21 protein-coding genes are annotated in these 26147 nt (G+C 57.6%); 11 read left to right on the forward strand and 10 right to left on the reverse strand.

Features of this window, described 5'->3' with window-relative positions; genetic code table 11:
- Positions 1-66 precede the first annotated feature (66 nt).
- From mtnA to PSH66_RS08725, 11 genes are all read left to right on the forward strand, one after another.
- Positions 67-1137, forward strand: a complete 1071-nt coding sequence (gene mtnA / locus PSH66_RS08675; protein ID WP_003172647.1) for an S-methyl-5-thioribose-1-phosphate isomerase — start codon at positions 67-69, stop codon at positions 1135-1137.
- Between the two features lie 423 nt (positions 1138-1560).
- The gene (gyrA, locus tag PSH66_RS08680) at positions 1561-4215 is read left to right on the forward strand and encodes a DNA gyrase subunit A (protein ID WP_003172648.1); all 2655 of its coding nucleotides are present in this window, start codon (positions 1561-1563) and stop codon (positions 4213-4215) included.
- Positions 4216-4325: 110 nt separating this feature from the next.
- Positions 4326-5411 carry a 3-phosphoserine/phosphohydroxythreonine transaminase gene (serC, locus tag PSH66_RS08685; protein ID WP_078732182.1) on the forward strand — a complete coding sequence of 362 codons (1086 nt, stop codon included), beginning with the start codon at positions 4326-4328 and terminating at the stop codon, positions 5409-5411.
- Positions 5411-6505 (forward strand): prephenate dehydratase, encoded by a 1095-nt coding sequence (pheA, locus tag PSH66_RS08690; RefSeq protein ID WP_003172650.1) that lies wholly within the window; start codon positions 5411-5413, stop codon positions 6503-6505. The genes serC and pheA overlap by 1 nt, the downstream gene beginning before the upstream one ends.
- Positions 6506-6514: 9 nt before the next feature.
- The gene (hisC, locus tag PSH66_RS08695; RefSeq protein WP_305428808.1) at positions 6515-7627 is read left to right on the forward strand and encodes a histidinol-phosphate transaminase; all 1113 of its coding nucleotides are present in this window, start codon (positions 6515-6517) and stop codon (positions 7625-7627) included.
- A gap of 28 nt (positions 7628-7655) precedes the next feature.
- Complete coding sequence (locus PSH66_RS08700; RefSeq protein ID WP_305429593.1) at positions 7656-9866, forward strand: bifunctional prephenate dehydrogenase/3-phosphoshikimate 1-carboxyvinyltransferase; 2211 nt, start codon at positions 7656-7658, stop codon at positions 9864-9866.
- A complete protein-coding gene (gene cmk, locus PSH66_RS08705) occupies positions 9863-10552 on the forward strand; it encodes a (d)CMP kinase (protein ID WP_003172653.1) in 690 nt (229 codons plus the stop codon). The genes PSH66_RS08700 and cmk overlap by 4 nt, the downstream gene beginning before the upstream one ends.
- A gap of 120 nt (positions 10553-10672) precedes the next feature.
- A complete protein-coding gene (rpsA, locus tag PSH66_RS08710; protein ID WP_003189774.1) occupies positions 10673-12358 on the forward strand; it encodes a 30S ribosomal protein S1 in 1686 nt (561 codons plus the stop codon).
- 160 nt (positions 12359-12518) lie between these two features.
- Positions 12519-12803, forward strand: a complete 285-nt coding sequence (locus PSH66_RS08715; protein WP_003172656.1) for a hypothetical protein — start codon at positions 12519-12521, stop codon at positions 12801-12803.
- 132 nt (positions 12804-12935) lie between these two features.
- A complete protein-coding gene (gene ihfB, locus PSH66_RS08720; RefSeq protein ID WP_003172657.1) occupies positions 12936-13229 on the forward strand; it encodes an integration host factor subunit beta in 294 nt (97 codons plus the stop codon).
- 21 nt (positions 13230-13250) lie between these two features.
- Positions 13251-13478 (forward strand): LapA family protein, encoded by a 228-nt coding sequence (locus tag PSH66_RS08725; protein ID WP_305428812.1) that lies wholly within the window; start codon positions 13251-13253, stop codon positions 13476-13478.
- Between the two features lie 42 nt (positions 13479-13520).
- Here the strand turns inward: PSH66_RS08725 and PSH66_RS08730 are convergent, their stop codons facing one another.
- The 10 genes from PSH66_RS08730 to wecB all read right to left on the reverse strand — a co-directional run bounded on the left by PSH66_RS08730 (position 13521) and on the right by wecB (position 26083).
- Entirely contained in the window at positions 13521-14537 is a 1017-nt protein-coding gene (locus tag PSH66_RS08730) for a glycosyltransferase family 4 protein (protein WP_305428813.1), read from the reverse strand.
- Complete coding sequence (locus PSH66_RS08735) at positions 14534-15493, reverse strand: SDR family oxidoreductase (RefSeq protein WP_141064945.1); 960 nt, start codon at positions 15491-15493, stop codon at positions 14534-14536. The genes PSH66_RS08730 and PSH66_RS08735 overlap by 4 nt, the downstream gene beginning before the upstream one ends.
- 2 nt (positions 15494-15495) lie before the next feature.
- Entirely contained in the window at positions 15496-16674 is a 1179-nt protein-coding gene (locus PSH66_RS08740; protein ID WP_305428814.1) for a glycosyltransferase family 4 protein, read from the reverse strand.
- A gap of 7 nt (positions 16675-16681) precedes the next feature.
- Positions 16682-18313, reverse strand: a complete 1632-nt coding sequence (locus PSH66_RS08745) for a heparinase II/III family protein (protein WP_042944369.1) — start codon at positions 18311-18313, stop codon at positions 16682-16684.
- Between the two features lie 60 nt (positions 18314-18373).
- On the reverse strand, positions 18374-20212 hold the full coding sequence (asnB, locus tag PSH66_RS08750; protein ID WP_305428816.1) for an asparagine synthase (glutamine-hydrolyzing): 1839 nt from the start codon (positions 20210-20212) through the stop codon (positions 18374-18376).
- Positions 20212-21816 carry an O-antigen ligase gene (locus PSH66_RS08755; RefSeq protein WP_305428818.1) on the reverse strand — a complete coding sequence of 535 codons (1605 nt, stop codon included), beginning with the start codon at positions 21814-21816 and terminating at the stop codon, positions 20212-20214. Before PSH66_RS08755 ends, asnB begins: the two co-directional genes overlap by 1 nt.
- A 20-nt stretch (positions 21817-21836) precedes the next feature.
- Entirely contained in the window at positions 21837-22298 is a 462-nt protein-coding gene (locus tag PSH66_RS08760; RefSeq protein WP_305428819.1) for a serine O-acetyltransferase, read from the reverse strand.
- A gap of 2 nt (positions 22299-22300) precedes the next feature.
- Positions 22301-23545 (reverse strand): hypothetical protein, encoded by a 1245-nt coding sequence (locus PSH66_RS08765; RefSeq protein WP_003172666.1) that lies wholly within the window; start codon positions 23543-23545, stop codon positions 22301-22303.
- Positions 23546-23681: 136 nt separating this feature from the next.
- On the reverse strand, positions 23682-24947 hold the full coding sequence (gene wecC / locus PSH66_RS08770; protein ID WP_141064940.1) for a UDP-N-acetyl-D-mannosamine dehydrogenase: 1266 nt from the start codon (positions 24945-24947) through the stop codon (positions 23682-23684).
- Entirely contained in the window at positions 24944-26083 is a 1140-nt protein-coding gene (gene wecB / locus PSH66_RS08775; RefSeq protein ID WP_003172669.1) for a non-hydrolyzing UDP-N-acetylglucosamine 2-epimerase, read from the reverse strand. The genes wecC and wecB overlap by 4 nt, the downstream gene beginning before the upstream one ends.
- Between the last annotated feature and the right edge of the window lie 64 nt (positions 26084-26147).

Genomic DNA, 26147 nt, shown 5'->3' on the forward strand with positions numbered 1-26147 from the left:
ACCCGAGCGTCCTGGCTGGCGGATCGCTATAATCGGCGGCTTTTGTTCATGAGTGCGGAGTAAGGGATGCGCGATCGACTGTTGGCTTTGGAGAACGTGAAGGCCATCGATTGGCGCGACGGCACGCTGCACCTGCTCGATCAGCGCGCCTTGCCGTCCCGTGAAAGCTGGGTAGCGTGTGCGACAGTCGAAGCAGTGGCCGCGGCCATTCGTACGATGGTGGTGCGTGGTGCGTCGGCCATCGGCATCAGCGCGGCTTATGGTCTGGTGCTGGCGGCGCGTGTGCGCATCGCCCAGGGCGGTGACTGGCAGGCCGCATGGGAAGAAGACTACGCACTGCTGGCCAATAGCCGTCCGACCGCATCGCATCTGTTCTGGGCACTTGCGCGCATGCGTGATCGCCTGGACCGCCTCAAGAAGCACGCCGACCCGCTGGTGGCGCTGGAAGCCGAAGCTATGGCGATTCATGAAAGCGACCGCGAAGCCAATCTCGTCATGGCCCAGTTGGGCGTTGAGCGAATTCGCAAGCATCAGGGCAACGCCCAGGCGATTCTCACCCACGGCAATACCGGCGCGTTGGCCACTGGCGGTGTCGGGACAGCCCTGGGGGTGATTCGCGCCGCGTTCCTGGAGGGCCTGGTCGAGCAGGTGTATGTCAATGAGACCCGCCCCTGGTTGCAGGGTTCGCGGCTGACAGCCTGGGAGTTGGCGGGCGCCGGCATCCCGGTCATGGCGAATGCCGACTCGGCCGGTGCGCATATCCTCAAGACCAAGGGCGTGACCTGGGTCATCGTGGGCGCTGACTGCATTGCGGCCAATGGCGATGTGATCAGCAAGATCGGGACCTATCAGCTGGCGGTTTGCGCCATGCACCACGGTGTACGCTTTATGGTGGTGGCGCCGAGTTCGAGCCTGGATCTGATGATGGCCACCGGTGAAGAGGTCGCTCTGGAGCAGCGTGATGTGGGCGAGTTGCTTGAGGTGAATGGGCAACGGTTGGACGTGCAGGCGTTCAATCCGGTGTTTGATGTGACACCGGCCGATCTGATTGATGTCATCGTCACTGAAAAAGGTGTGGTAGAGCGGCCGGACGCGGCCAAACTGGCCAAGTTGATGTGCCGTAGGCGTCTGCATTAAGGGGCTGTGGTGTCTGTGAAATTGCTATCGGGGGCAAGCCCCTCCCACGTTTGAATTGCGAGCACAGTCAAAATGTGGGAGGGGCTTGCCCCCGATTGGTCCTCAAAGTCAATAAACCTTGTGGATCCGCCCTCAAAAAAAAGCATCACCCCACCTCTGAGCCCCTCTCGTCCCCCTCAAGCCTGTCATCCGTCAAATTACTAGTCTCCATGCGCATCAGGGGGATAGGTGCGTGGCGGCGATTGTGATAACATCCGGCGGTTTCCAGGGCTGCCCCGAGGGGTGGCCCATAACGTGCAGATCCGTGTCATAACTCGTTGATTTGTCGTAAGTCGTTGCCAGGCACTCTGCCGGCAGCGGCGAGCTTCGTTCGTCCTATATGGATGTGACGAGGTTTCACCCGAAAAAGGAATCAGGCTTCTCATGGGCGAACTGGCCAAAGAAATCCTCCCGGTCAATATCGAAGACGAGCTGAAACAGTCCTACCTCGACTACGCGATGAGCGTAATTGTCGGTCGGGCACTGCCTGATGCGCGCGATGGCTTGAAGCCCGTGCACCGGCGTGTGCTGTTCGCGATGAGCGAGCTGGGTAACGACTGGAACAAGCCGTACAAGAAATCTGCCCGTGTTGTTGGTGACGTGATCGGTAAGTATCACCCTCACGGCGACACTGCGGTGTACGACACCATCGTTCGGATGGCCCAGCCGTTTTCCCTGCGCTACCTGCTGGTAGACGGCCAGGGCAACTTCGGTTCGGTCGACGGCGACAACGCCGCGGCGATGCGATACACCGAAGTGCGCATGACCAAGCTGGCGCACGAGCTGCTGGCCGACCTGCATAAAGAAACCGTGGACTGGGTGCCGAACTACGACGGCACCGAAATGATCCCGGCGGTCATGCCGACCCGTATTCCCAACCTGCTGGTCAACGGCTCCAGCGGTATCGCCGTGGGCATGGCCACCAACATCCCGCCGCACAACCTCGGTGAAGTCATCGACGGTTGCCTGGCCCTCATCGACAACCCCGAGCTGACCGTCGACGAGCTGATGCAATACATCCCCGGTCCGGACTTCCCGACCGCCGCGATCATCAACGGTCGCGCCGGCATCATCGAAGCCTACCGCACCGGCCGCGGCCGTATTTACATGCGCGCCCGCTCGATCATCGAAGACATCGACAAGGTCGGTGGTCGTCAACAGATCGTCATTACCGAACTCCCATACCAGTTGAACAAGGCGCGTCTGATCGAGAAGATCGCCGAGCTGGTTAAAGAGAAGAAGCTCGAAGGCATCACCGAGCTGCGCGACGAGTCCGACAAAGACGGTATGCGTGTGGTGATCGAACTGCGTCGCGGCGAAGTACCGGAGGTGATCCTCAACAACCTCTACGCCCAGACCCAGTTGCAAAGCGTATTTGGTATCAACGTCGTTGCGCTGATCGACGGCCGTCCGCGCATCCTGAACCTCAAGGATCTGCTGGAAGCCTTCGTGCGTCACCGTCGCGAAGTGGTCACCCGTCGTACCGTGTTCGAACTGCGCAAGGCCCGCGAGCGCGGCCATATCCTGGAAGGCCAGGCGGTTGCGCTGTCGAACATCGACCCGGTGATCGCCCTGATCAAGGCCTCGCCAACCCCGTCGGAAGCCAAGGAAGCGTTGATCAGCACGCCTTGGGAATCGAGCGCCGTGGTGGCCATGGTTGAACGTGCCGGTGCCGACTCGTGCCGTCCGGAGACCCTGGACCCGCAATACGGTCTGCGCGAAGGCAAGTACTTCCTGTCGCCGGAACAGGCCCAGGCCATCCTGGAACTGCGCCTGCACCGCCTGACCGGGCTGGAACACGAGAAGCTGCTGGCCGAGTACCAGGAGATCCTCAACCAGATCGGCGAGTTGATCCGCATCCTCAACAGCGCCGTGCGCCTGATGGAAGTGATCCGCGAAGAACTGGAAGTGATCCGCGCCGAATATGGCGACGTGCGCCGTACCGAAATCCTCGATGCGCGCCTCGACCTGACCCTGGGTGACATGATCCCGGAGGAAGAGCGTGTGGTGACCATTTCCCACGGTGGCTACGCCAAGACCCAGCCATTGGCTGCGTACCAGGCCCAGCGTCGTGGCGGTAAAGGTAAATCGGCTACCGGCGTGAAGGATGAGGACTACATCGCGCACCTGCTGGTCGCCAACAGCCACACCACGCTGCTGCTGTTTTCCAGCAAGGGCAAGGTGTACTGGCTGAAAACCTACGAAATTCCCGAAGCGTCGCGTGCCGCCCGTGGTCGTCCGCTGGTCAACCTGCTGCCGCTGGACAGTGATGAATACATCACCACCATGCTGCCGGTCGAGGAATACACCGAAGGTCACTTCATCTTCATGGCCACCGCCAAAGGCACCGTGAAGAAGACGCCGTTGGAGTCCTTCAGCCGTCAGCGCAGCGTGGGCCTGATCGCCCTGGAGCTGGATGAAGGCGACGTACTGATCTCCGCCGCCATCACCGATGGCGAGCGTGAAGTCATGCTGTTCTCCGACGGCGGCAAGGTCACGCGTTTCAAAGAGTCCGACGTTCGCGCCATGGGCCGTACCGCCCGCGGTGTGCGCGGCATGCGCCTGCCGGAAGGTCAGAAGCTGATTTCGATGCTGATTCCGGAAGAAGGCAGCCAGATCCTCACTGCTTCCGAGCGTGGTTATGGAAAACGCACCGCCATCAGTGAGTTCCCGGAGTACAAACGTGGTGGTCAGGGTGTTATTGCCATGGTCAGCAACGATCGCAACGGCCGTCTGGTCGGCGCGGTCCAGGTGCTCGACGGCGAGGAAATCATGCTGATTTCCGACCAGGGCACGCTGGTACGTACCCGTGTGGCCGAAGTGTCGAGCCTGGGCCGTAACACCCAGGGCGTGACGCTGATCAAGCTGGCCAAGGACGAAAAACTGGTCGGCCTGGAGCGTGTGCAGGAACCGTCGGAAGTCGAGGGTGAAGAGCTGGAGGGCGAGGAATTTGACGGCGAGGTGGTCGCAGCAGGCGATGACAACGTCGACGAGCCAACCCTCGACGCAGCCGCAGACGAAGAAGAACCGCAGGAATAAGCGGACACGCAGGGGGCGGATGAAGATTCGCCCCCTTGTTGTTTGTCCCTTGTGAAAGTATTGAATACCCGTTTATTGCACCACCCCACCAGATCAGAGTGAGATTGGATGTGAGCAAGAGAGCCTATAACTTCTGTGCCGGTCCCGCGGCGCTTCCTGAAGCAGTCCTGCAGCGCGCGCAGGGTGAACTCCTCGACTGGCATGGAAAAGGCCTCTCCGTGATGGAAATGAGCCATCGCAGCGATGAGTTCGTGTCCATTGCCACCAAGGCCGAGCAGGATCTGCGCGACTTGCTGGACATCCCATCGAACTACAAAGTGCTGTTCCTGCAGGGCGGCGCCAGCCAGCAGTTCGCGCAAATACCGCTGAACCTGCTGCCGGAAGACGGCACCGCCGACTACATCGACACCGGTATCTGGGGTCAGAAAGCCATTGAGGAGGCCTCGCGTTACGGGCATGTCAATGTGGCCGGTACCGCCAAACCCTACGACTACTTCGCCATTCCCGGTCAGAACGAATGGAAGCTGTCGAAGGGCGCGGCCTACGTGCACTACGTTGCGAACGAAACCATCGGCGGCCTGGAATTCGACTGGGTGCCGGAAGTCGGCGACGTACCGCTGGTATGCGACATGTCTTCGGACATCCTCTCGCGCCCGATCGATGTGTCGCGCTACGGCATGATCTACGCCGGTGCGCAGAAGAACATTGGCCCGAGCGGGATCCTGGTCAACATTATCCGCGAAGACCTGCTGGGCCGCGCCCGCTCGCTGTGTCCGACCATGCTCAACTACAAGGTCGCGGCCGATAACGGCTCGATGTACAACACCCCGCCGGCGTTCGCCTGGTACCTCTCCGGCCTGGTGTTCGAGTGGCTCAAGGAGCAGGGCGGCGTGGCGGCCATGGGCAAGCTCAACGAGGTGAAGAAACGCACCCTGTACGATTTCATCGACGCCAGCGGCCTGTACAGCAACCCGATCAACCTCACCGACCGCTCGTGGATGAACGTGCCGTTCCGCCTGGCTGATGACCGCCTGGACAAGCCGTTCCTGGCGGGTGCCGACGAGCGTGGCCTGCTGAACCTCAAGGGCCACCGCTCGGTGGGTGGCATGCGCGCCTCCATCTATAACGCTGTCGACATCCACGCGATCAACGCGTTGGTTGCCTACATGGCAGAGTTCGAAAAGGAACACGGCTAATGTCTGAACAAGAGCTCAAGGCCCTGCGCGTGCGCATTGACAGCCTGGACGAGAAAGTCCTGGAGCTGATCAGTGAGCGTGCGCGATGCGCCCAGGAAGTGGCGCGGGTGAAGATGGCGTCCCTGGCTGAAGGCGAAGTGCCGGTGTTCTACCGTCCCGAGCGTGAAGCCCAGGTGCTCAAGCGCGTGATGGAACGCAACAAGGGGCCGTTGGGCAACGAAGAGATGGCGCGGTTGTTCCGTGAAATCATGTCGTCGTGCCTGGCCCTGGAGCAGCCGCTCAAGGTCGCGTACCTCGGTCCCGAGGGCACGTTCACCCAGGCGGCGGCCATGAAGCACTTCGGTCACGCAGTGATCAGCAAACCGATGGCGGCCATCGACGAAGTGTTCCGTGAAGTCGCGGCCGGTGCAGTGAATTTTGGCGTGGTGCCGGTGGAAAACTCCACTGAAGGCGCGGTCAACCACACGCTGGACAGCTTCCTGGAGCACGACATGGTGATCTGCGGCGAAGTCGAGCTGCGCATCCACCACCACCTGCTGGTGGGCGAAAACACCAAGACCGACAGCATCAGCCGTATCTATTCCCACGCCCAGTCCCTGGCCCAGTGTCGCAAGTGGCTGGACGCCCATTACCCGAATGTCGAGCGCGTGGCGGTGTCCAGCAACGCCGAAGCGGCCAAGCGGGTCAAGGGTGAGTGGAATTCGGCAGCCATTGCCGGGGATATGGCGGCGGGCCTCTACGGGCTGACGCGCCTGGCCGAGAAAATCGAGGATCGCCCGGACAACTCCACGCGTTTCCTGATGATCGGCAGCCAGGAAGTGCCGCCGACCGGCGACGACAAGACCTCGATCATTGTCTCCATGAGCAACAAGCCCGGCGCACTGCATGAGTTGCTGGTGCCGTTCCACGACAACGGGATCGACCTGACACGCATCGAGACGCGGCCTTCGCGCAGTGGTAAATGGACCTACGTGTTCTTTATCGACTTCATCGGCCACCACCGCGACCCACTGGTTAAAGGTGTACTGGAAAAGATCAGTCAGGAAGCCGTGGCGCTCAAGGTGCTGGGCTCTTACCCGAAAGCGGTTTTGTGAGGCGTTAACATGAGTGGCAACTTCCTCGCCCTGGCGCAGCCGGGCGTGCAACAACTGTCGCCTTACGTCCCGGGCAAGCCTGTGGACGAGCTGGCGCGTGAGCTGAACCTGGATCCTTCGAAGATCGTCAAGTTGGCGAGCAACGAGAACCCGCTTGGCCCGAGCCCCAAGGTGTTGGCGGCCATCCGTGAAGAGCTGGCCGAGCTGACCCGCTACCCGGATGGCAACGGCTTTGCCCTCAAATCGCTGCTGGCGCAAAAGTGCCGTGTCGAGCTGAACCAGGTGACATTGGGCAACGGCTCCAACGACATCCTTGAACTGGTCGGCCGTGCTTACCTGGCGCCGGGCCTGAATGCGGTGTTCAGCGAGCACGCGTTTGCGGTCTATCCGATCGTCACCCAGGCCGTTGGCGCGCAAGCCCGTGTCATTCCTGCCAAAGACTGGGGCCATGACCTGCCCGCGATGCTGGCGGCCATCGATGCCAATACGCGTGTGGTGTTTATCGCCAACCCGAACAACCCGACCGGTACCTGGTTCGATGCACAGGCGTTGAATGAATTCCTGCAAGACGTGCCGGAGCATGTGCTGGTGGTGCTGGACGAGGCTTACATCGAATACGCTGAAGGCAGCGACTTGCCGGATGGGCTGGACTTCCTGGCGGCCTACCCGAACCTGCTGGTATCGCGCACCTTCTCCAAAGCCTATGGCTTGGCGTCGCTGCGGGTCGGTTATGGCCTGTCCACGGCAGTGGTCGCCGACGTGCTGAACCGCGTGCGCCAACCGTTCAACGTCAACAGCCTGGCCCTGGCGGCGGCGTGCGCGGCGCTCAAAGATGCCGAGTATCTGCAAGAAGGTCGACGCATCAACGAAAGCGGCATGCTGCAGTTGCAGGACGGTTTCCGTGATTTGGGCCTGGGCTGGATCCCGTCCAAGGGCAACTTCATCAGCGTCGATCTCGGCCAGGTGGCTGCCCCGGTATTCCAGGGCTTGCTGCGTGAAGGCGTGATCGTGCGTCCGGTGGCCAACTACGGCATGCCGAACCACCTGCGTATCACCATCGGCCTGCCGGCTGAAAACAGCCGCTTCCTGGAGGCGCTGGCCAAGGTTCTGGCTCGTGGGTGATGTCACTGCATTGCAACCTGCTGTGCCTATGATCGGTCGCCTGGTGGTGGTCGGACTGGGGTTGATCGGCGGCTCCTTCGCCAAAGGTCTGCGCGAAAGCGGGTTGTGCGGCGAAGTGGTCGGTGTGGACCTGGACCCGCAATCGCGCAAACTGGCCGTTGAACTGGGGGTGGTGGATCGCTGTGAAGCGGACCTGGCATTCGCGTGCCAGGGCGCCGACGTGATCCAGCTTGCCGTGCCGATCCTGGCCATGGAAAAGCTGTTGGCGATGTTGGCCGGCATGGATTTGGGCAACGCGATTCTCACGGACGTCGGCAGTGCCAAGGGCAATGTGGTGCGCGCGGCGCAGTTGGCTTTTGGTGGCATGCCGGCGCGCTTCGTGCCGGGCCATCCGATTGCCGGCTCCGAGCAGAGCGGAGTGGAGGCGTCCAATGCGCAGCTGTTCCGTCGGCATAAAGTAATCCTCACGCCGCTGGTGCAAACCGATCCGGCGGCGTTGGCGGTGGTGGACCGTCTCTGGCGCGAGCTGGGTGCGGATGTCGAGCATATGCAGGTCGAGCGTCACGATGAAGTGCTGGCGGCCACCAGTCATCTGCCGCATTTGCTGGCGTTCGGTCTGGTGGATTCGCTGGCCAAGCGCAACGAGAACCTTGAGATTTTCCGTTACGCAGCGGGTGGCTTTCGCGACTTTACGCGGATTGCCGGCAGCGACCCGGTGATGTGGCATGACATCTTCCTCGCCAATCGCGAAGCGGTGTTGCGCACCCTGGACACCTTCCGCAGCGACCTCGATGCCTTGCGTGACGCGGTCGATGCGGGGGATGGCCACCAATTGTTGGGCGTGTTCACTCGTGCGCGGGTGGCGCGCGAACACTTCAGCAAGATCCTGGCGCGCCGGGCCTACATGGAAACCGCTGTGGACACCGATGACCTGATCTTCGTCGCCAACCCGGGCGGTGTCTTGAGCGGGCGTATCCGGGTACCGGGTGACAAGTCGATCTCCCATCGGTCGATCATGCTGGGGTCGTTGGCTGAAGGGGTGACTGAAGTCGAAGGTTTCCTTGAGGGTGAGGATGCCCTGGCCACCTTGCAGGCGTTTCGCGACATGGGTGTGGTCATTGAAGGCCCGCACCATGGGCGCGTGACCATTCATGGCGTGGGGTTGCATGGTTTGAAGGCGGCGCCGGGGCCGATTTACCTGGGTAACTCCGGCACGTCCATGCGCCTGCTGTCCGGGTTGCTGGCGGCGCAGAATTTCGACAGCGTGTTGACGGGCGATGCGTCGCTGTCCAAGCGCCCGATGAATCGTGTGGCCAAGCCTTTGCGGGAAATGGGGGCGGTGATCGAGACAGGTCCGGAAGGGCGCCCGCCGCTGACCATTCGCGGTGGCCAGTCGCTCACAGGCATGACCTACGCGTTGCCGATGGCGAGTGCCCAGGTCAAGTCCTGCCTGTTGCTGGCCGGGTTGTATGCCAAAGGCACTACAGCGGTGACGGAGCCCGCGCCGACCCGCGACCATACCGAGCGCATGTTGCGCGGCTTTGGTTGTCCGGTGGCGATTAATGGGGCCACCGCGTCAGTGGAATCGGGCCATGTGCTGACGGCCACCCACATTGAAGTGCCGGGGGATATTTCCTCGTCGGCGTTCTTCCTGGTGGCCGCTTCGATTGCCGAGGGCTCCGAGTTGTTGCTGGAGCATGTGGGGATCAATCCGACCCGAACCGGTGTGATCGATATCCTGCGCTTGATGGGCGCCGATATCACCTTGGAAAACCAGCGCGAAGTGGGTGGCGAGCCGGTTGCCGACCTGCGTGTGCGTGCGGCCGGGCTGAAGGGTATCGAGATTCCCGAAGCGCTGGTGCCGTTGGCGATCGACGAGTTTCCGGTGCTGTTTGTGGCGGCGGCCTGTGCCGAAGGGCGGACCGTTTTGCGTGGCGCTGAAGAGTTGCGCGTGAAGGAGTCCGACCGAATCCAGGTGATGGCCGACGGTCTGCTGGCACTGGGGGTGAAGTGTGAACCGACCCCTGATGGGATTATCATTGACGGTGGCCCGATAGGCGGCGGCGATGTGCATGCCCATGGCGATCACCGCATTGCCATGGCGTTCAGCGTCGCTTCCCTGCGGGCAACGGCGCCGATTCGTATCCATGACTGCGCCAATGTTGCTACGTCTTTTCCGAACTTTCTTACACTGTGTGCCCATGTCGGCATCCGTGTTGCCCAAGAGGCTCAATTGTGAATATCAAAGCACCGGTGATTACCATCGACGGGCCAAGCGGCTCGGGCAAAGGCACGATCGCCGGCATCCTGGCCAAGCGCCTGGGCTGGTGCCTGCTGGATTCCGGCGCGCTGTACCGCCTGCTGGCATTTGCCGCACGCAACCATGGCGTCGACCTGACCAACGAAGAATCCCTGAAGCTGCTGGCGGCGCACCTCGATGTGCAGTTCGTCGGGGCGACGGAAGGCCATCCGCAGCGCATCATCCTGGAAGGCGATGATGTGACGGATGACCTGCGCAACGAACAGGTCGGTTCCTGGGCATCCCAGGTTGCCGCGTTGCCGGCCGTGCGTGATGCCTTGCTGCAGCGCCAGCGGGCTTTCCAGGAGCCGCCAGGCCTGGTGGCCGATGGTCGCGACATGGGCACGGTGGTGTTTCCCGAGGCGCCGCTGAAGATTTTCCTCACCGCCAGCGCCGAGGAACGGGCCCGCCGGCGTTACTTGCAGTTGAAGGGCAAAGTCGATGGTGTTAGTCTGTCGAGTCTGCTAGATGAGATCCGTGCACGCGATGAGCGTGATACCCAGCGTGCAGTAGCCCCGCTCAAGCCGGCGGCTGATGCCATACAGCTGGATTCCACGGAGTTGTCCATCGAGCAGGTGCTGGAACGCATCTTGAGTGAAATCGCCATTCGCGATATCGCCGGGTGATCAAGAAGGCCGCAGGGGACCAGTCATAGTCCTGCGGTGGCTTCTTTTAACTGAAACTGACCCACACCGTCTGGGGTGTGGAGATGGGCGTATTCTTCGCCCTTATCAACAGGAATTAAAATGAGCGAAAGCTTTGCGGAACTCTTTGAAGAAAGCCTAAAAACCCTGAACCTTCAGGCAGGCTCCATCATCACCGGTGTTATCGTTGATATCGATTACCAAGCTCGCTGGGTAACCGTTCACGCTGGTCTGAAGTCTGAAGCTCTGATCCCGCTGGAACAGTTCTACAACGATGCTGGCGATCTGACAATCAATGTCGGTGACGAAGTTCACGTTGCTCTGGACTCGGTTGAAGACGGTTTCGGTGAAACCAAGCTGTCCCGTGAAAAAGCCAAGCGCGCTGAATGCTGGATTGTTCTCGAAGCAGCCTTCGCAGCTGAAGAAGTGGTCAAGGGCGTTATCAACGGTAAGGTTAAAGGCGGCTTCACTGTCGACGTTAACGGCATCCGTGCGTTCCTGCCAGGTTCTTTGGTCGACGTTCGTCCAGTGCGCGACACCACGCACCTGGAAGGCAAGGAACTCGAATTCAAAGTCATCAAGCTCGACCAGAAGCGCAACAACGTTGTCGTTTCCCGTCGCAGCGTGCTGGAAGCAGAGAACTCCGCCGAGCGTGAAGCTCTGCTGGAATCCCTGCAGGAAGGCCAACAAGTCAAAGGTATCGTCAAAAACCTCACCGATTACGGCGCATTCGTCGATCTGGGTGGCGTCGATGGCCTGCTGCACATTACCGACATGGCTTGGAAGCGTATCAAGCATCCTTCCGAAATCGTCAACGTTGGCGACGAGATCGATGTCAAGGTTCTGAAATACGATCGCGAGCGCAACCGTGTTTCCCTGGGCCTGAAGCAACTGGGTGAAGATCCATGGGTTGCTATCAAAGCCCGTTACCCAGAAAGCACTCGCGTTACCGCGCGTGTAACCAACCTGACCGACTACGGCTGCTTCGCTGAGCTGGAAGAAGGCGTGGAAGGCCTGGTACACGTTTCCGAAATGGACTGGACCAACAAGAACATCCACCCTTCGAAAGTCGTACAAGTCGGCGACGAAGTGGAAGTTATGGTTCTGGACATCGACGAAGAGCGTCGTCGTATCTCCCTGGGCATCAAGCAGTGCAAATCTAACCCATGGGAAGATTTCTCTGGCCAGTTCAACAAGGGCGATAAAATCTCCGGCACCATCAAGTCGATCACCGATTTCGGTATCTTCATTGGTCTGGACGGCGGCATCGACGGTCTGGTTCACCTGTCCGACATCTCCTGGAACGAAGTGGGCGAAGAAGCTGTTCGTCGTTTCAAGAAGGGCGACGAGCTGGACACCGTTATCCTGTCGGTTGACCCAGAGCGTGAGCGCATCTCCCTGGGCATCAAGCAACTGGAAAGCGATCCGTTCTCCGAGTACGTTCAAGAGAACGACAAAGGCGCCATCGTTAAAGGCACTGTGAAAGAAGTTGACGCCAAAGGCGCCATCATCGTTCTGGCCGACGATATCGAAGCAACTCTGAAAGCCTCCGAAATCAGCCGTGACCGCGTTGAAGACGCACGTAACGTTCTGAAAGAAGGCCAGGAAGTAGAAGCCAAGATCATCAGCGTTGACCGCAAGAGCCGCGTGATCCAACTCTCCATCAAGTCCAAGGACGAAGTGGAAGAGAAAGAAGCTATCCAGAGCTTGAAAGAAGCTGCTCCGGAAGCTGCTGCTGACACCACCATGGCGGCACTGCTGCGCCAGGCAATGGCTAAGCAGAACTAAGTTCTGTAAAGCTGTAAAAAAGGGCGACTTCGGTCGCCCTTTTTTTTGGGTGAAATTTGCTGAATCAACAAGTTAGAACCAAGGCGTACAGCGTGATGTCGGAACTGGTTATAGTTTTAAGAAAGACTCTTTCCATGTTGCGGCTTCAGTAAGGATTTGAATGAACAGGCTGATGGTAGTACTCGTATTGGCATTGATTGCAGGCTGCTCCGCCACCAGCGCCAAGACCCACGCCAAGCGTGGCGTCAGTGGTATTCAGATCGATTGCTCGGGCCTGGGCAATACCTGGGAGAAGTGCGAGAAGCGCGCCGCCCGTGAATGCAAGATGCAGGGTTATAAGGTCATCACCCGCTCCAGTGATGCCAAGGACGAGGAGGGCGACTATCTGTTCGGCTGGAACCCCGCCGGAGCGGTCACCCGTACCATGCTGGTGATCTGCAACTGAGGCGGTCGCACATTCAATGTGGGCGTTTATTCAACTATCAGATAAGTTGATATATGGGCTGTTCAAATTCACCGAGTCATGCTAAAACCTTCGAAGCGCTTTTCCTAGCTGCTTGAAAAAGAAGGGAAAAATATGACGAAGTCGGAGTTGATCGAACGAATTGTCACCCATCAAGGGCTACTCTCATCCAAGGATGTTGAGCTGGCTATCAAGACCATGCTTGAACAGATGTCGCAGTGTTTGGCTACTGGCGATCGGATTGAGATCCGTGGGTTTGGTAGTTTCTCCCTGCACTACCGCGCTCCGCGTGTCGGCCGTAACCCGAAGACCGGTCAATCGGTCAGCCTCGACGGGAAGTTCGTTCCGCATTTCAAACCGGGCAAAGAGCTGCGGGATCGGGTCAATGAGGATGAAGACGAGGTTTGATACTCGTGAAGGGAGTGAGTCATGAGTAGCTTGAAGCGCATTAGTGCACTCTTGCTAGTGTTGGTGCTCCTGCTGGGCATCTTGGCATTTGTGCTTGAAAATCAGCAGTCGGTTTCCCTGCAGTTCCTTGGCTGGGCAGCACCGCAGTTGCCGGTCTCCGTGTTCGTCGTGTTCGCATTGCTGATCGGGATGATCATAGGTCCACTGGTGGCCTGGATAGCCAGAGCTCGCCGCAAGAGACTGGTTTGATCTCGACCGGAAAGGAGGCGATCGCCGCCCCCTTTGATGCGGTCAGCCTGGTTCTTTTTCTCCTGCCTTGAACTTTACGGCCAGTACTATCAGCGGTAGATAGGCCAGCAGCAGGCCCAGCAAGCCGTCGATCGTGCCGGTGCCTACCAGAAGCGCAACAGGCAACAGCCAGCCAACGTTGATTGCCACGACCGCCAGGGTAACCGGCGGGTGTTTGCCGAACAGGCGGGAAGCGAACTGGTAAGCGTGGCTGCGATGGGCTTCGTACACCCTGTCGCCTCTCAGCAGCCGGCGCAGCAAGGTCCATGTGGCGTCAGTGATAAACACGCCGAGCAGGATCAGCCAACTCCACAGGAGCTGCGGTGCAACCCAGGCCGCCTGCAGCGATAACACCCCCAGCGTGACGCCCAGGAATCCGCTGCCCGCATCACCCATGAAAATGCGTGCTTTAGGGAAGTTCCAATACAGGAAACCAGCCACCGCGAACGCCAACAATAAAGGCGTCAGCGCGATCAGTTCATGCCCTGTAAGCCAGTAGATCAAGGCACTGCCAAGGCACACGCAAATAGCCTCGACGCTGGCTATTCCATCAATGCCATCCATAAAGTTATACAGATTCAGCAGCCATACCAGGTAGACCGCTGCCAGCACATGGCCGATCCAGCCCAGGTCGACGGCGAATCCCATCACTGTCAGCGGTGGCAGCCCTCCGATCCAGAAGAGTGCCCATGCCGCCGCTATAAAATGCCCTAGCAGGCGCCAGCGTGCGCTGATGTGGCCATGGTCATCCAGAAATCCCAACACCGCGATGCCAGCCCCAGCGCCGAATAATGCCCATGTGAGCGGCCAGGCAATCAGGCCCAGGCTGGCGGTCAGCAGCAACGCTAACAGAAAGCTGACGACGATCGAGACGCCACCACCTCTGGGCGTGGGTACCACGTGCGAACTGCGCGCATTCGGGATGTCGATCAGGCTTCGAGCCAGTGCGTAATGGCGTAAAGCCCCCGTCAAAAGGAGAGCGACAATCGCCACCGTCGGTAACAGCCACCACATATTCATTTAATTTGCGTTTCCAAGAAATGTTTACCTGTCTTATGCAATGCCTGATCAACGCTGCTCGGTGGCGTCCAGCCCAACAGTTCGCGGGTTTTGCCTATGTCGACCTGCAGGGACCCACATAGCCGTTGAGCCAGCGCCCGGCGCCCCAGCGCAGTGGCGCCGGCTTGCAACAACCAACTCGGTACAGGCAACAAACGTGCGGGCTTGCCCAGCGCCATCGCCATTCGACGCAAGAGCGCCGTGGTCGAAAGGTCTTCTCCATCACTGACCAGGAAGGTTTGATTGGCCGCCGCGGGATGCTCGGTGCACGTCACAATCAAATCAACCAGATTCTCCAGAGCAACCAGGCTGCGTCGATTGTCCACGGCCCCCAAGGGCAAGGGCAGACCTTTGTGCAACCAGCGCATCATGCTCAGAAAGTTCGCTTGAACGCCGGGCCCGTAAACCAGTACGGGGCGGATGATCACCACTTCCATGCCGGTTTCGCACGCTAACGCTCGCAGGCCATGCTCGGCCTCCTTTTTGGAGACGCCGTAGGGATCGGTAGGGGCTGTCGGACTCTCGGCTGTGTACGGCGCGCCCGCCACCGTGCTTTCGCCATTGACCTTGATCGAACTGATAAAGATAAAGCGCTTTACCCCGCAAGCGGCGGCTTGGCGGGCCAGGTTGAGGGTGCCTTCGACATTGACTCGCCGATATTCGGCAAGTGGATCGGTGGATGCGTCACTCATGACATGGACCCGGGCCGCCAGATGAATCACCGCATCCTGGTCCTTGAGCAACGCTTGCCAATCCTGTTCGGCGGATAGCCCGCTGACAAGGCTCTGCTTGATGCACGGATCGAGTTCGGCCTTGAGTCCGCGTACAGCGGCGGTAATCGAGTGATGCCGTTCAAGCAGTGGTGCGATTAATCCACTACCGATAAAGCCGCTCGCTCCCGTCAGAAGGATTTGCATAATCAAGGCGTTCCTGTAAGTGAAAGAATGTCTTTCGACATTTCGCGCATGATTCGGTCGCGTCCAAAACGCTCGACGAAGGCGTGGCGCGGGCACGTCATGACATTCAGTGTCTCGAAAGCCTGCATACCGGCAGCAGCATCGCAGGGTGCAAACACGGCGGCGTTCTCAATATGTTCAGATACGAAACTGGCGGCGTAACCCGAAATGCCCGCCCAGATCGGCTTGCCCAGTGCGGCATATTCAAACACTTTTGATGGCAAGACTTTGCGGAACGCATCGTGGTCATTCAAATGCAGAAAAAGCACATCCGCCGCCTGATAAGCCTCGATCAATTGCTCGCGCTTGACCGGCTTTTGCAGCTCAACATTGGTACAACCTTGAGTGGCAAGGGCTTCCTTTAATAGCTCGATTCGACCGCCATCACCGATCACCCTGAACTGCAGTTTCCCCTCAAGCTGTTTGGCGAGCTGGGGAATGATGTTGTGCAGCCCCTGGCCTTCGCCAATATTCCCTGCGTAGACCACGTCCAGAATCTGATTTGAAGACTTCTCTTCAGCGACCGGTTGCGCATTGAGGAACTCGTCATCAATGCCATTTGTATAGGTCGAGTAGCGTTGATCGGGGTAGCGTAATTTGAAGTAAGGCAGAAAGCCTTCAGAGACCAGATTGACCTTTTGCGCCGAGTGAATGGTAAAACGTTCGATCAGCGACAATGCCGGTTTAAGTAGCCAGACCTTGTTTTTGGACAGTACGTCCTTGATCGTATCGACAAAGATATCGCGTATATCCAGGTAGAGCGGCGTCCGCTTAGTGCGTGCCATCAACGCTCCCAGCGCAGCGGTCATCAGTCGCGAAGACGTCGCGTAGATAAGGTCGTAGCGTTGGTTTCGCACAATCTTGCGCACCGCGTTGGCGTACACCAGAAAGGCTTTGGCTTGATCGACCATCCCGCTTTTGTGGGGGGGCAGGGCAATCCGGCGGATGGTCAGCCTGGGATGTTCCTCCAGCTCCGCAGCCTGAGTGCTGAAGGAGCTGTAGCGATTGGGCAATGTGGTAATCAGTTCAATATGGGCGTTTTCGGGTAGTTGCTCCAGAAGCGCTCCCACCAATGCTGTCGTGCGGAATGAGCCGGCTGATAAATCAGGCTGATAATAAAAGCTCAAGATTAAAAGTTTCATGTACGCCTCACCAGGTTATGCAGGTGGTCAGTCTGTCTGTCGAGATGTCTGCGACGATGCACTGGTTGGGGACAGACTTGCCGAATTCCGGATGCCATGTAGAAGGCGCCACATGGATCCGGGTCGCGCCCTCTAATGTCGCGACAGCGACCTGACCACCGGGCAAGGTGATGCTTATCGTGTTGCCGTGTTGCACAGCGCTGACATCGGGGTGTAAAAACAGCCTCGATACAGCTCTATCGAATGCACCTGAAACAGAATCCATGACCTGTAATTGGCCGGACGTTGCGAGCCACTCACGGGTATGCACGTTTTTCCCAGCGAGCCGCAGGTAGCCGTCATGGCTGCTGCTGATGCGTACGGTATCGGCCGTCTGTTCGATCTTGCCCACGGTAGTACGTGCGCGTCGCGCGACCCGGAAACCGGCCCACACTTGCGATGAGCTTTCACCGTTCACTTCTATTGTATTGTGCGCTGCCGTGCTGCGCTGACGATGGCGTTCGGCGCCTTCTCCGTATTGCGATGTCCCGGAGTTGACGAAAACCCGCTGGCCAAACAGGCTGAGTTCGAAACTCAGGGTGTCGGCGTGGGTGTGACCGGGCTGATAGTCAGGCGCAACCTGGGCGAGGTTCAATAGCGCCTTGCACTGATTGCCAAAGTTGATCGCCACATAGCCACTAGCCGCCTGGTGCTCAACGACAATCGCCGAGGTGTCGGACATTTCGTCCTGCGCACGGCACCCCAATTCAACCGCGTACGCCTCTATATCAAGCAGCGTCGGCGCTATACCGAATGCGCAGTCATTGAAAAATGGAATGCCACCATCAGGATGCTGGAGGCTGCGCAACCAGGCCATGCCACGCTCGATCAAGCGTCTCCATTTATCTTGGCGAGTGGTCAGTTCCGGCAGTTCGGAGTGAGTGGCCAGGTTCAGCAAGTCGCACATATCCCAAAGAAGGGATGCGTGGTACATGGGGGAGAGTTCGAAGTGCGCACCATCCGCGAGAAACTGTTCTTCTATTTCCTCATCAAGAATCTTCAGGCCCTTGGCGAGCCAGCCATCCGCCTGCCGACCATGCAGAAAGCTCCCGGCAAATACCAGTGCCTTGCCATTCACGAACAGATGGTTGGCGAGAATGTGGTATTCGACCTGTTCGGACAGGGCATGGGCCTGGGTCGCCAGGCTGTCCAGCCAGTGGGGTTCCAGGTTCGGTTGTTGTTGCAGCCACTTGATCAGGTTCACGATACGCAAAGACAGCGTATACGGTTCCCAGCCGCACCCACTGAAGGGGGGATTGTCTGCAATCCAACTGTTTACCAGGCGTTTGTCGAAGTCGGTGCGGGTTTGGTCGGATGATGCCAAATGATCCAGGTAGTGCAGGTTGTATTGCCAGATTTTTGGCCGCGTCTCATCGTGCCAATCGATCGGCGCGGTCAGCCCCATGAATTCAAACTGCTCATCCGCATTGAAGCGCGAGGCACTCCAGCGCGCAGCATTCTCCAGGTGAACACCTGGGCGTCGGGTAAAACCCTGTGCGCAAAACGGCCGGACGTTGGCGAAGCGATAATAAAGACGATAAAAGATCTGCTTCAATCGCAACATTTTGACAGTGTGGTAGAGCTTGGTTATTCGTTGCATCAACGCCCTGCTTATGAAGACCACTTAAAAGGTGTAGTCGTGAGTATGGTCTGGCGATAGTTATGGAAAATTTATTTTCAGCCAGCGCTCGAAGTACAACACCTGCCAGAGTTTGTAGGTATTGTTTGCGCTGCCTGAGAAGTGATTGCTCACCAATTTTTCCACTTCCTCGCGGGCAACGTAGGTGTAGATGCGCTCGAACTCGGCGAGCAGGCGTTGTGGGCCTATCCGACGAATAATGCCGTCAAGAGGTGGATTGAAACCCGTTTTGGGACGCTCAACCAATGCGGCAGGTAGCAGGCTTTTGAGCAGGTTCTTGAGTGGGGCCTTTGGTGCGCCGCCCTTGAGCAAGTCTGCACTTGAGCTGGCAAGGCCGCTGGCCACCACGCGTTCGTCCAACAGTGGGACGCGCAGTTCGATACTGGCCAACATGCTCGCCTTGTCCGAAACACTCAGGTTATGGCTCAAGAAGCCTGTCTGGTCAAAGTGCTGTGCGCATTTGACTTTGTCCTCGGGGTCTCCGGTGTAGCGGTTCAATACGTTGGCCAAGCGTTGCTTGTATTGTTGCTCGCGCCCGGCGTAGTCATGGAAAAAACCCTTCAACTCCTGGCGGGAGAAGTACCCCAGCATGCGTGAGTATGCCAAAGGCCAATAGCTTTCCTGAGCGTAGGAGACCAGCCGCTCGAACTTCTTGTCGAGTCGTTTTGGAAATAATTTGAGTTTCAGCAGTGCGCTCAACAGGGGGTACAGCAACCGAATCAATGTGTGGTGCTTCAATACGGTGTAGCGTGGGTAACCGGCAAATGCTTCATCGCCGCCCATGCCACTGAGCATGACGGTGTACCCGCTTTTCCTGGCTTCGGTGGACAAGCGATAGGTCGCCCAGAACGTGTAGTCGGACACCAGTTCTTCGGTGTTCGCAGCGACGAAATCGATCGATTCGAACGGGTCGATGTTTGAGTCAAGAATCTCTGTGATCACCAGCTTTTTGCCAAGGTGTTCGGCGATATTGGCGGAAAACTTCATATCTACAATGGAGTCGTCCGTTGCGTCGTACTTTGCAAAAAACAAATCAGCGTCACCGGTGAAACTGGCCAGGATGCTGGAGTCTGCGCCACCACTGAAAAATACGCCGACCGGAACGTCCGCTTCCAATTGGCGCGTCACCGCAGAACGCACATCTTCGGCGAGGGTTTGCCCTGTCTTGAAGTTCGTCGCGGTCTGGTAGCGCTGAGTCGTTATGTCGCCGGTTGTCAGGTCGAACGCCAAGTAACAGCCGGGCATCAACTTTTTGATGGCCTTGTAGCCCGTGTTGGGTTCGTAGAGAAAGCCGTTATTGAAGAATTCGAAGACATCATCCTGATCTATTTCGGCAGTCACTTGCGAAAAGCATTTCAGGCCGCGAATTTCTGAGCAGGCGTAGAGGCCGTTGGCATTGGAATAGCAATACACCGGCTTGATTCCAACGACGTCCCTTACAAGAAACGTTTTTTTGCGCGATTCATCCAATAGGACGAACGTGAACATGCCCTCCAGCAGCGCGAAGGCCTGTTCCTGGTGTTCTACATACAATTGCAGGATGACTTCGGTGTCGGAGGTGCCCTTGAAGAGGTAGCCTTTTTCCACCAGCTGCCGGCGTAACACATGGTGATTGAACACTTCGCCATTGAACACGATGCTCACGCCATTCCCGGCAAACATCGGCTGGCTGCCGGTTGGAGACAGGTCCAGGATACTCAGCCTGTTGTGCCCAAGGCCAACCTGATAGTCCGCGACACTGGCGAAATAAGTGCCGGACGCGTCCGGACCTCGATGCCGGGTCACGGCCAGGCTTTTTTCCATTTGCGCCTGGGTCTCGGGAACATCGTGTTTAACTGCAAAAAAGCTGAGGCCGCACATTATACCGAGGTCTCCTGAATGTCTTTGACGACCGTTCCCGGCGTGGCGTTATGTCCGTCAGGCGAGGCGATATTCATCACCTGGGTTGAATGTTTGTGCGCCAGCATCACTCCCCAGGCTGCTGCGAGCAGCAGGTTGAAAGAAATCAGGCGAAAGACCGCGAAAAACAAACCATAGATCGCCAGAGTCATGACCGCCGTGCGAATCACGGCGAGGTAGATGGGGGCGGCTTTCAGGGTGGTCAATCGGTATAGCACCGGAGGGGCCAGTACGGCGGCATATATCAGCAGCCCGACTACGCCGCCGACCATCAGCATGTACAGTGGCCAGTTATGGATATAGCCCACTGATTCGGTGAATGAATCACCGTTGGGCCTCTCCCAGTGCATCTCGTGTTTGACCCCGATACCGTTGCCCAGCACAGGATGATTCAGGAACATATCCCAGGCGATTTTATATTCCTCGACGCGAGAAGAGACGTTGAAGTCCTTCTTCTCCTCGGGGGGCTTGGGCTCGAGGAGTATGGCTGTCAGTTCCTCTGGTTGCGTATTTTTCGCTCCAATGGACTCAATGGATGACGTTGCGATAGGTAATGCGGTCTGTGCCAGTGAGTTCAAGCGTCCGAGCCATATATCCTGCATACCGGTGGCGAAAATGAATGCGAGGCCAAACAGGGTTTGAATGCCGATACTTGATGCCACTTTCAGCCGTAGGCGTTTATGCGCGAAAAACGTATAGAGCGCGAACAGGCCAATAACGAGGAGCGCACTGATCAGCATGCTTCGTGTAAATGTGATCAGCACGGCGGCCATGCACAGCAGCGACATAAAACTGCCGATCAAAGCTACCCTTCGGTCAGGTGTCAGTGTGCAGACTACATAACCGACCACCATTCCCAGTGGCAGTATCGCGTCGGTTGCTTGCGCCACCATCATGGTGATGCGACCACGCATCGGTCCCAGTGCCTGGGCGTTGTGAAGTGCTTCTTCTTGGGAAATCCTGACCATTTCCCCATCGGCCGGAAGGACCCAGTATGGCTGCCAGATGCCGTGATAAAAGTAATAAAGAACGATGTAGCCGGCGGTTAGTAAAATCAGGCTTCCCACCGATGCGCCCAGCCAATGGATATCGCTTTCCTCACGGCCGAGGAGGGCGCAGATCGGGATCAATGCGTAGATGAACACAAAGGGCACGACCCCCCTGATCCAGTCGGCCAGGGGAACAGGGTGATACATCGCTACTGCAAGGTTGAGCACCAGAAAGCCCGCGCCTACCAGGATTGGCGCGGCGAACAGGCGCAGGGTTGGCCTGACACCCTGAGCACGAAGCAATTTGAATAGTGTACTGAGAAATATCACCCCTATCAGGGCGGCAAATGCTATTTCCTGTGCACCTGCGGACGGCGGCGCAGGTCTTAGCGCAAACGCCAATGGGAATAGCGCCAGCAAACCCAACCAGGGTGACCTTATGGCCGTTAATACCAGTAAAGCGCTGCCGATCATGGCCGTGTAGAAAAGCACGCCAGAACCGTGCATGAATAAAATAGCAACGAGCGCCGCCGCCGTGATCGCCATGGTATTTTTGACGCATCGATGGTTAATCACCCTGGCGCTCCGTAGTGTGATCAAGGGCGTATCGCTTTGTAGTCATCTGCTGTTTGCCCAATCACTCGGGCAGGTATCCCCACAACGATTGAGTTATCAGGGACGTCTTTCAAGACGACCGCCGAAGCCCCAATTTGACAGTTGTTACCGATGGTGATGTCGCCAATGATTTTTGCGCCTGCTCCTATGTAGCAGTTGTCACCGATTACCGGGCAGCGATTGATCTGGCTGGTGACATAGCCCTCAGCGGCACCGATGGTGATGCCTTGTCCCAGTACGCAGCCTTCGCCCACTTTTGCATTCGCGTGCAGTACAACGCCGATCGCGCCATAAGCGAAGATCGTGCCTCTTCCGATGATTGCGGAGATCGGAATGTAAGAGTTGAACAAAAGAAAAATCACATTTCGAACAAGGCCCGGTAACAACGGTACTCGGTGCCTATACAGCCAGTTGCCTACTCGATAAAGTTTTACTGCGTTCACGGTTAAAACCTCAACGTTCGAATATCGGCGGGCCGAAGCTGGAGTGCTCCCACGGCAATGACCAGGAGCGAGCCCATATACAGGGCGGCCCAGACCAGGCTGATAGAGGTCAGGAAAATGGCCAGCGGCGAAAGAAAGGCGACCCAGAACACCACCGGCAAGCGGATGCCTGGACGACAGGCGACATGCAGGAACAACAAGTAGGCCGAGAACCCTATGGCGTAGAACACCTGCGCCTGTTCCAGGTTTTGAACAAACACAATCATGCCCGCGATGGCCAGCGGCGCAATCACCAGGTTTGCCACGATGACTTTACGGTGCAGGCCGCAGGCGACCAGGTAGCGCTCTGTCACCACCGCCCAGTACAACACCGGCAGGCAGGGCAGCATCACCAGATAGGCCGAGTACTGTGGGAACAGCCATGCGCCTGCATACCCGCCCAGCCCGACCAGCGCGAAGTAGAAGATAGCGACCGAGGTGATGATTCTGTATTGCGCTTGGCGCTGCCCGCCCGAAACGAAGGCAACAAAAACGGCCCTGACGTTGACGGGGAACAGGCTGGTTGCTGATTGAATGATCGAGACGATGACCCTGAACAATCCAAGATCGCGCACGGGCAGGCTCTTGGAAAGAATGAAGGGCAGGATGTTGGTGAGCAGATTGAACACCAGTGTGATGGATACCATCCTGGGTAACAACGCCAGCACACCTTGGCATGTGTGCAAGAGCTGTTTGCCGACGGGCAGTTTCGCCCCTTTGAAAAACAGCACCGCCATCGCAAACGCGCACGGAATTAAATTGGTCAGGATCAATATATCGACAATGCTCAGCGGCAAAATCTGCTGGTGACTGATTAGCAGGAGCGTGAAGAAGACCCCGAGAAACAGCACCAGGTAGGCCACGATCCAACGTTGCAGGCGCAGCCCGAACAGCGATAACAGACACGCCGAGCTTAACAGCATCACACCAAGCAGGAGCGGGTTGCCGATATGATCAATCAGGTTCACGGCGCTGAACAGTACAAAAATCAGCACAGCCATAAACAATGACGTCACGAGAATATACTCGGCCTCCACACTGGCAATCAGTTGCTCATTGACGATATCCAGAAGCTTTTGAAATAAAAATACCAGTACGTTGGCCTTGATGAATGCGCCATACGCTTCCAACCCGTAGAGGCCGGGAATCACAAAGTTAACGACCAGGCCACTTATCAGTGTCAGCACCTGGATCAATAGGTTGACCATGCCAGAACCTCTTGAACCCTCATTATGACAAATGCAATTGCATGATCATTTGACCAAGGTGCCCCACTCGGTGCACGGAAACCGACGCAATATTAACGGCTCGCGTCGATTTCCAAGCAGGGTTCCTCAGCCTTTTTCAAACCCACACGCCGCGTGTATCAATGACTTTGAGCGATGACAAGCGTGTAGCCGGGATTGTCTTGAACACGCTGTGATCGACCAGCAGCACAATCACGTGCGCAGAAGCGAGCGCCTGGTCAATTCCGGTCAGGGTTGCGAGACCTTCAAGGCGAGCGGGTAAATGCCCGATGTTCGGTTCAACCGCAAGCACAGTACCGGGATGGGAATGGGCGATCTGTGCGGCGATCTCCAGGGATGGGCTTTCACGCAGGTCATCAATGTCCGGCTTGAAGGCCAGCCCGAGACAGGCAACCGTAACCTCCTTGGCCGTTTTCGAAGGGTTCTCCTGCAGGAATTGACCGATGGCCAGTTGAACCTGCTCCAGTACCCACGTTGGTTTGCTGTCATTCACCTCCCGCGCGGTACGTATCAGGCGCGCCTCGGCCGGCGTTTTGCTGACAATGAACCAGGGATCGACAGCGATGCAATGACCGCCCACGCCAGGTCCGGGCTGCAGGATATTGACACGGGGGTGGTGATTGGCCAGGCGTATCAGTTCCCATACGTTGATATTGAGCTTCTCGCAGATCATCGACAGCTCGTTGGCAAAGGCAATATTCACGTCGCGAAAACTGTTTTCGGTGAGTTTGCACATCTCGGCAGTGCGTGCGTCGGTGATGATGCATTCACCTTCGACGAAGGTTTTATATAGAAGCCGCGCAGCTTCTGAGCATTTACTGGTCAGCCCGCCAATGATGCGATCGTTTGCAATCAGTTCACGCAATACATGACCCGGCAGCACGCGCTCCGGACAATGTGCGATACGGATGTCTGATTCTGTGCCATGGGTTTGCGGGAATGTCAGGTCCGGTCGGCTTTCGGCCAGCCACGCAGACATTTGCTCGGTCGCCCCGACTGGAGAGGTTGATTCCAGAATGACCAGGTCGCCTTTTTTCAGTACCGGAGCAATGGCTTTGCTGGCAGATTCTATGTAGGAAAGATCCGGTTCGTGGTCGCCCTTGAAGGGGGTAGGAACGGCAATGAGAAAGGCATCGGCCGGCTCCGCCGTTGCCGTTGCCCGCAAATAGCCTTCAGTGACAGCCGCGCGTACGACGATGTCCAGATCCGGTTCGATAATATGGATATCGCCGCGGTTAATGGTTGCCACCGCGTTCGGGTTGACGTCAACGCCGATGACTTTTTTCTTGCGTGAGGCGAACACTGCGGCCGTTGGAAGTCCGATATAGCCGAGGCCGATGACAGAAACAGTTTCGAAACTCATGAGTTAGCCTTTTTAATTCGTGAAAGCGCTTCCAGAATCCGCGTGGATGCCTTTCCGTCACCGTAGGGGTTGTGGGCGAAGCTCATCCGGCGGTAGGCGTCAACATCAGTCAGCAGGACGCTCAAATGAGTGCTGATGACCTCAATCTCGGTCCCGACCAGTTTTACCGTTCCCGCCTCGACTGCCTCCGGACGCTCGGTGGTGTCACGCATCACCAGCACAGGTTTACCCAAAGACGGCGCTTCTTCCTGAATACCGCCTGAATCACTCAGAATCAGATAGGACCGATTCATCAGGTACACAAAGGGCAGATAATCCAGGGGTTCGATCAAATGGATATTTTCGACGTCGGTCAGTAGTCGCCTGACCGGCTCGCGCACATTCGGATTCAAGTGAACGGGGTACACAATCTCGACATCGGGGAAGTCCTTGGCGGTATTGATCAGGGCTTGGCAGATCTTCTCAAAGCCGCCCCCAAAACTTTCTCGACGATGACCCGTTACCAGAATCACTCGCTTGCCTTCACCCAGAAATGAAAACTGTTGGTGAAACTGCTGTTGCAGGGCCGCACTGCTCTTGATCCGCTCGACTACGTCCAGTAACGCGTCAATGACGGTGTTGCCGGTGACGTGGATGCTATGAGGCGCAACACCTTCCCTGAGCAGGTTCTGCCTGGACGTCTGCGTCGGAGCGAAGTGCAATGTTGCAAGGGCGCCGGTCAGCTTGCGGTTTGCTTCCTCGGGCCACGGTGAGTAGAGGTTGCCAGTACGCAGGCCGGCTTCGACGTGAGCCACGGGAATTTGATGGTAGTAGGCGGCCAACGTAGTGGCAAAGGTTGTCGCGGTGTCGCCGTGGACCAATACGATGTCCGGTTTGAATACAGCGAAGACTGTTTTCATTCCTTGCAGAATGCCACTCGTGACATCAGTCAAATCCTGGCCGGGCTTCATGATGTTCAAGTCAAAATCAGGCGTGATTTCGAAAAGCTTGAGCACCTGGTCAAGCATTTCCCGATGTTGGCCAGTCACGCAGACCTTTGCGTCGAAGCGCTCATCCGCAGCAAGGCTCAGCGCCAATGGAGCCATTTTGATTGCTTCAGGCCGCGTGCCGAACACACACAAGGTTTTTAAAGTCATCGCAACACCGCTACTGAAAAATAAGGTTCAACGCACGCTTACGCCATGATCCGCGGATTTAGGG

The organism is Pseudomonas sp. FP597, from assembly GCF_030687435.1.
In the GTDB taxonomy this organism is placed as follows: domain Bacteria; phylum Pseudomonadota; class Gammaproteobacteria; order Pseudomonadales; family Pseudomonadaceae; genus Aquipseudomonas; species Aquipseudomonas lactucae.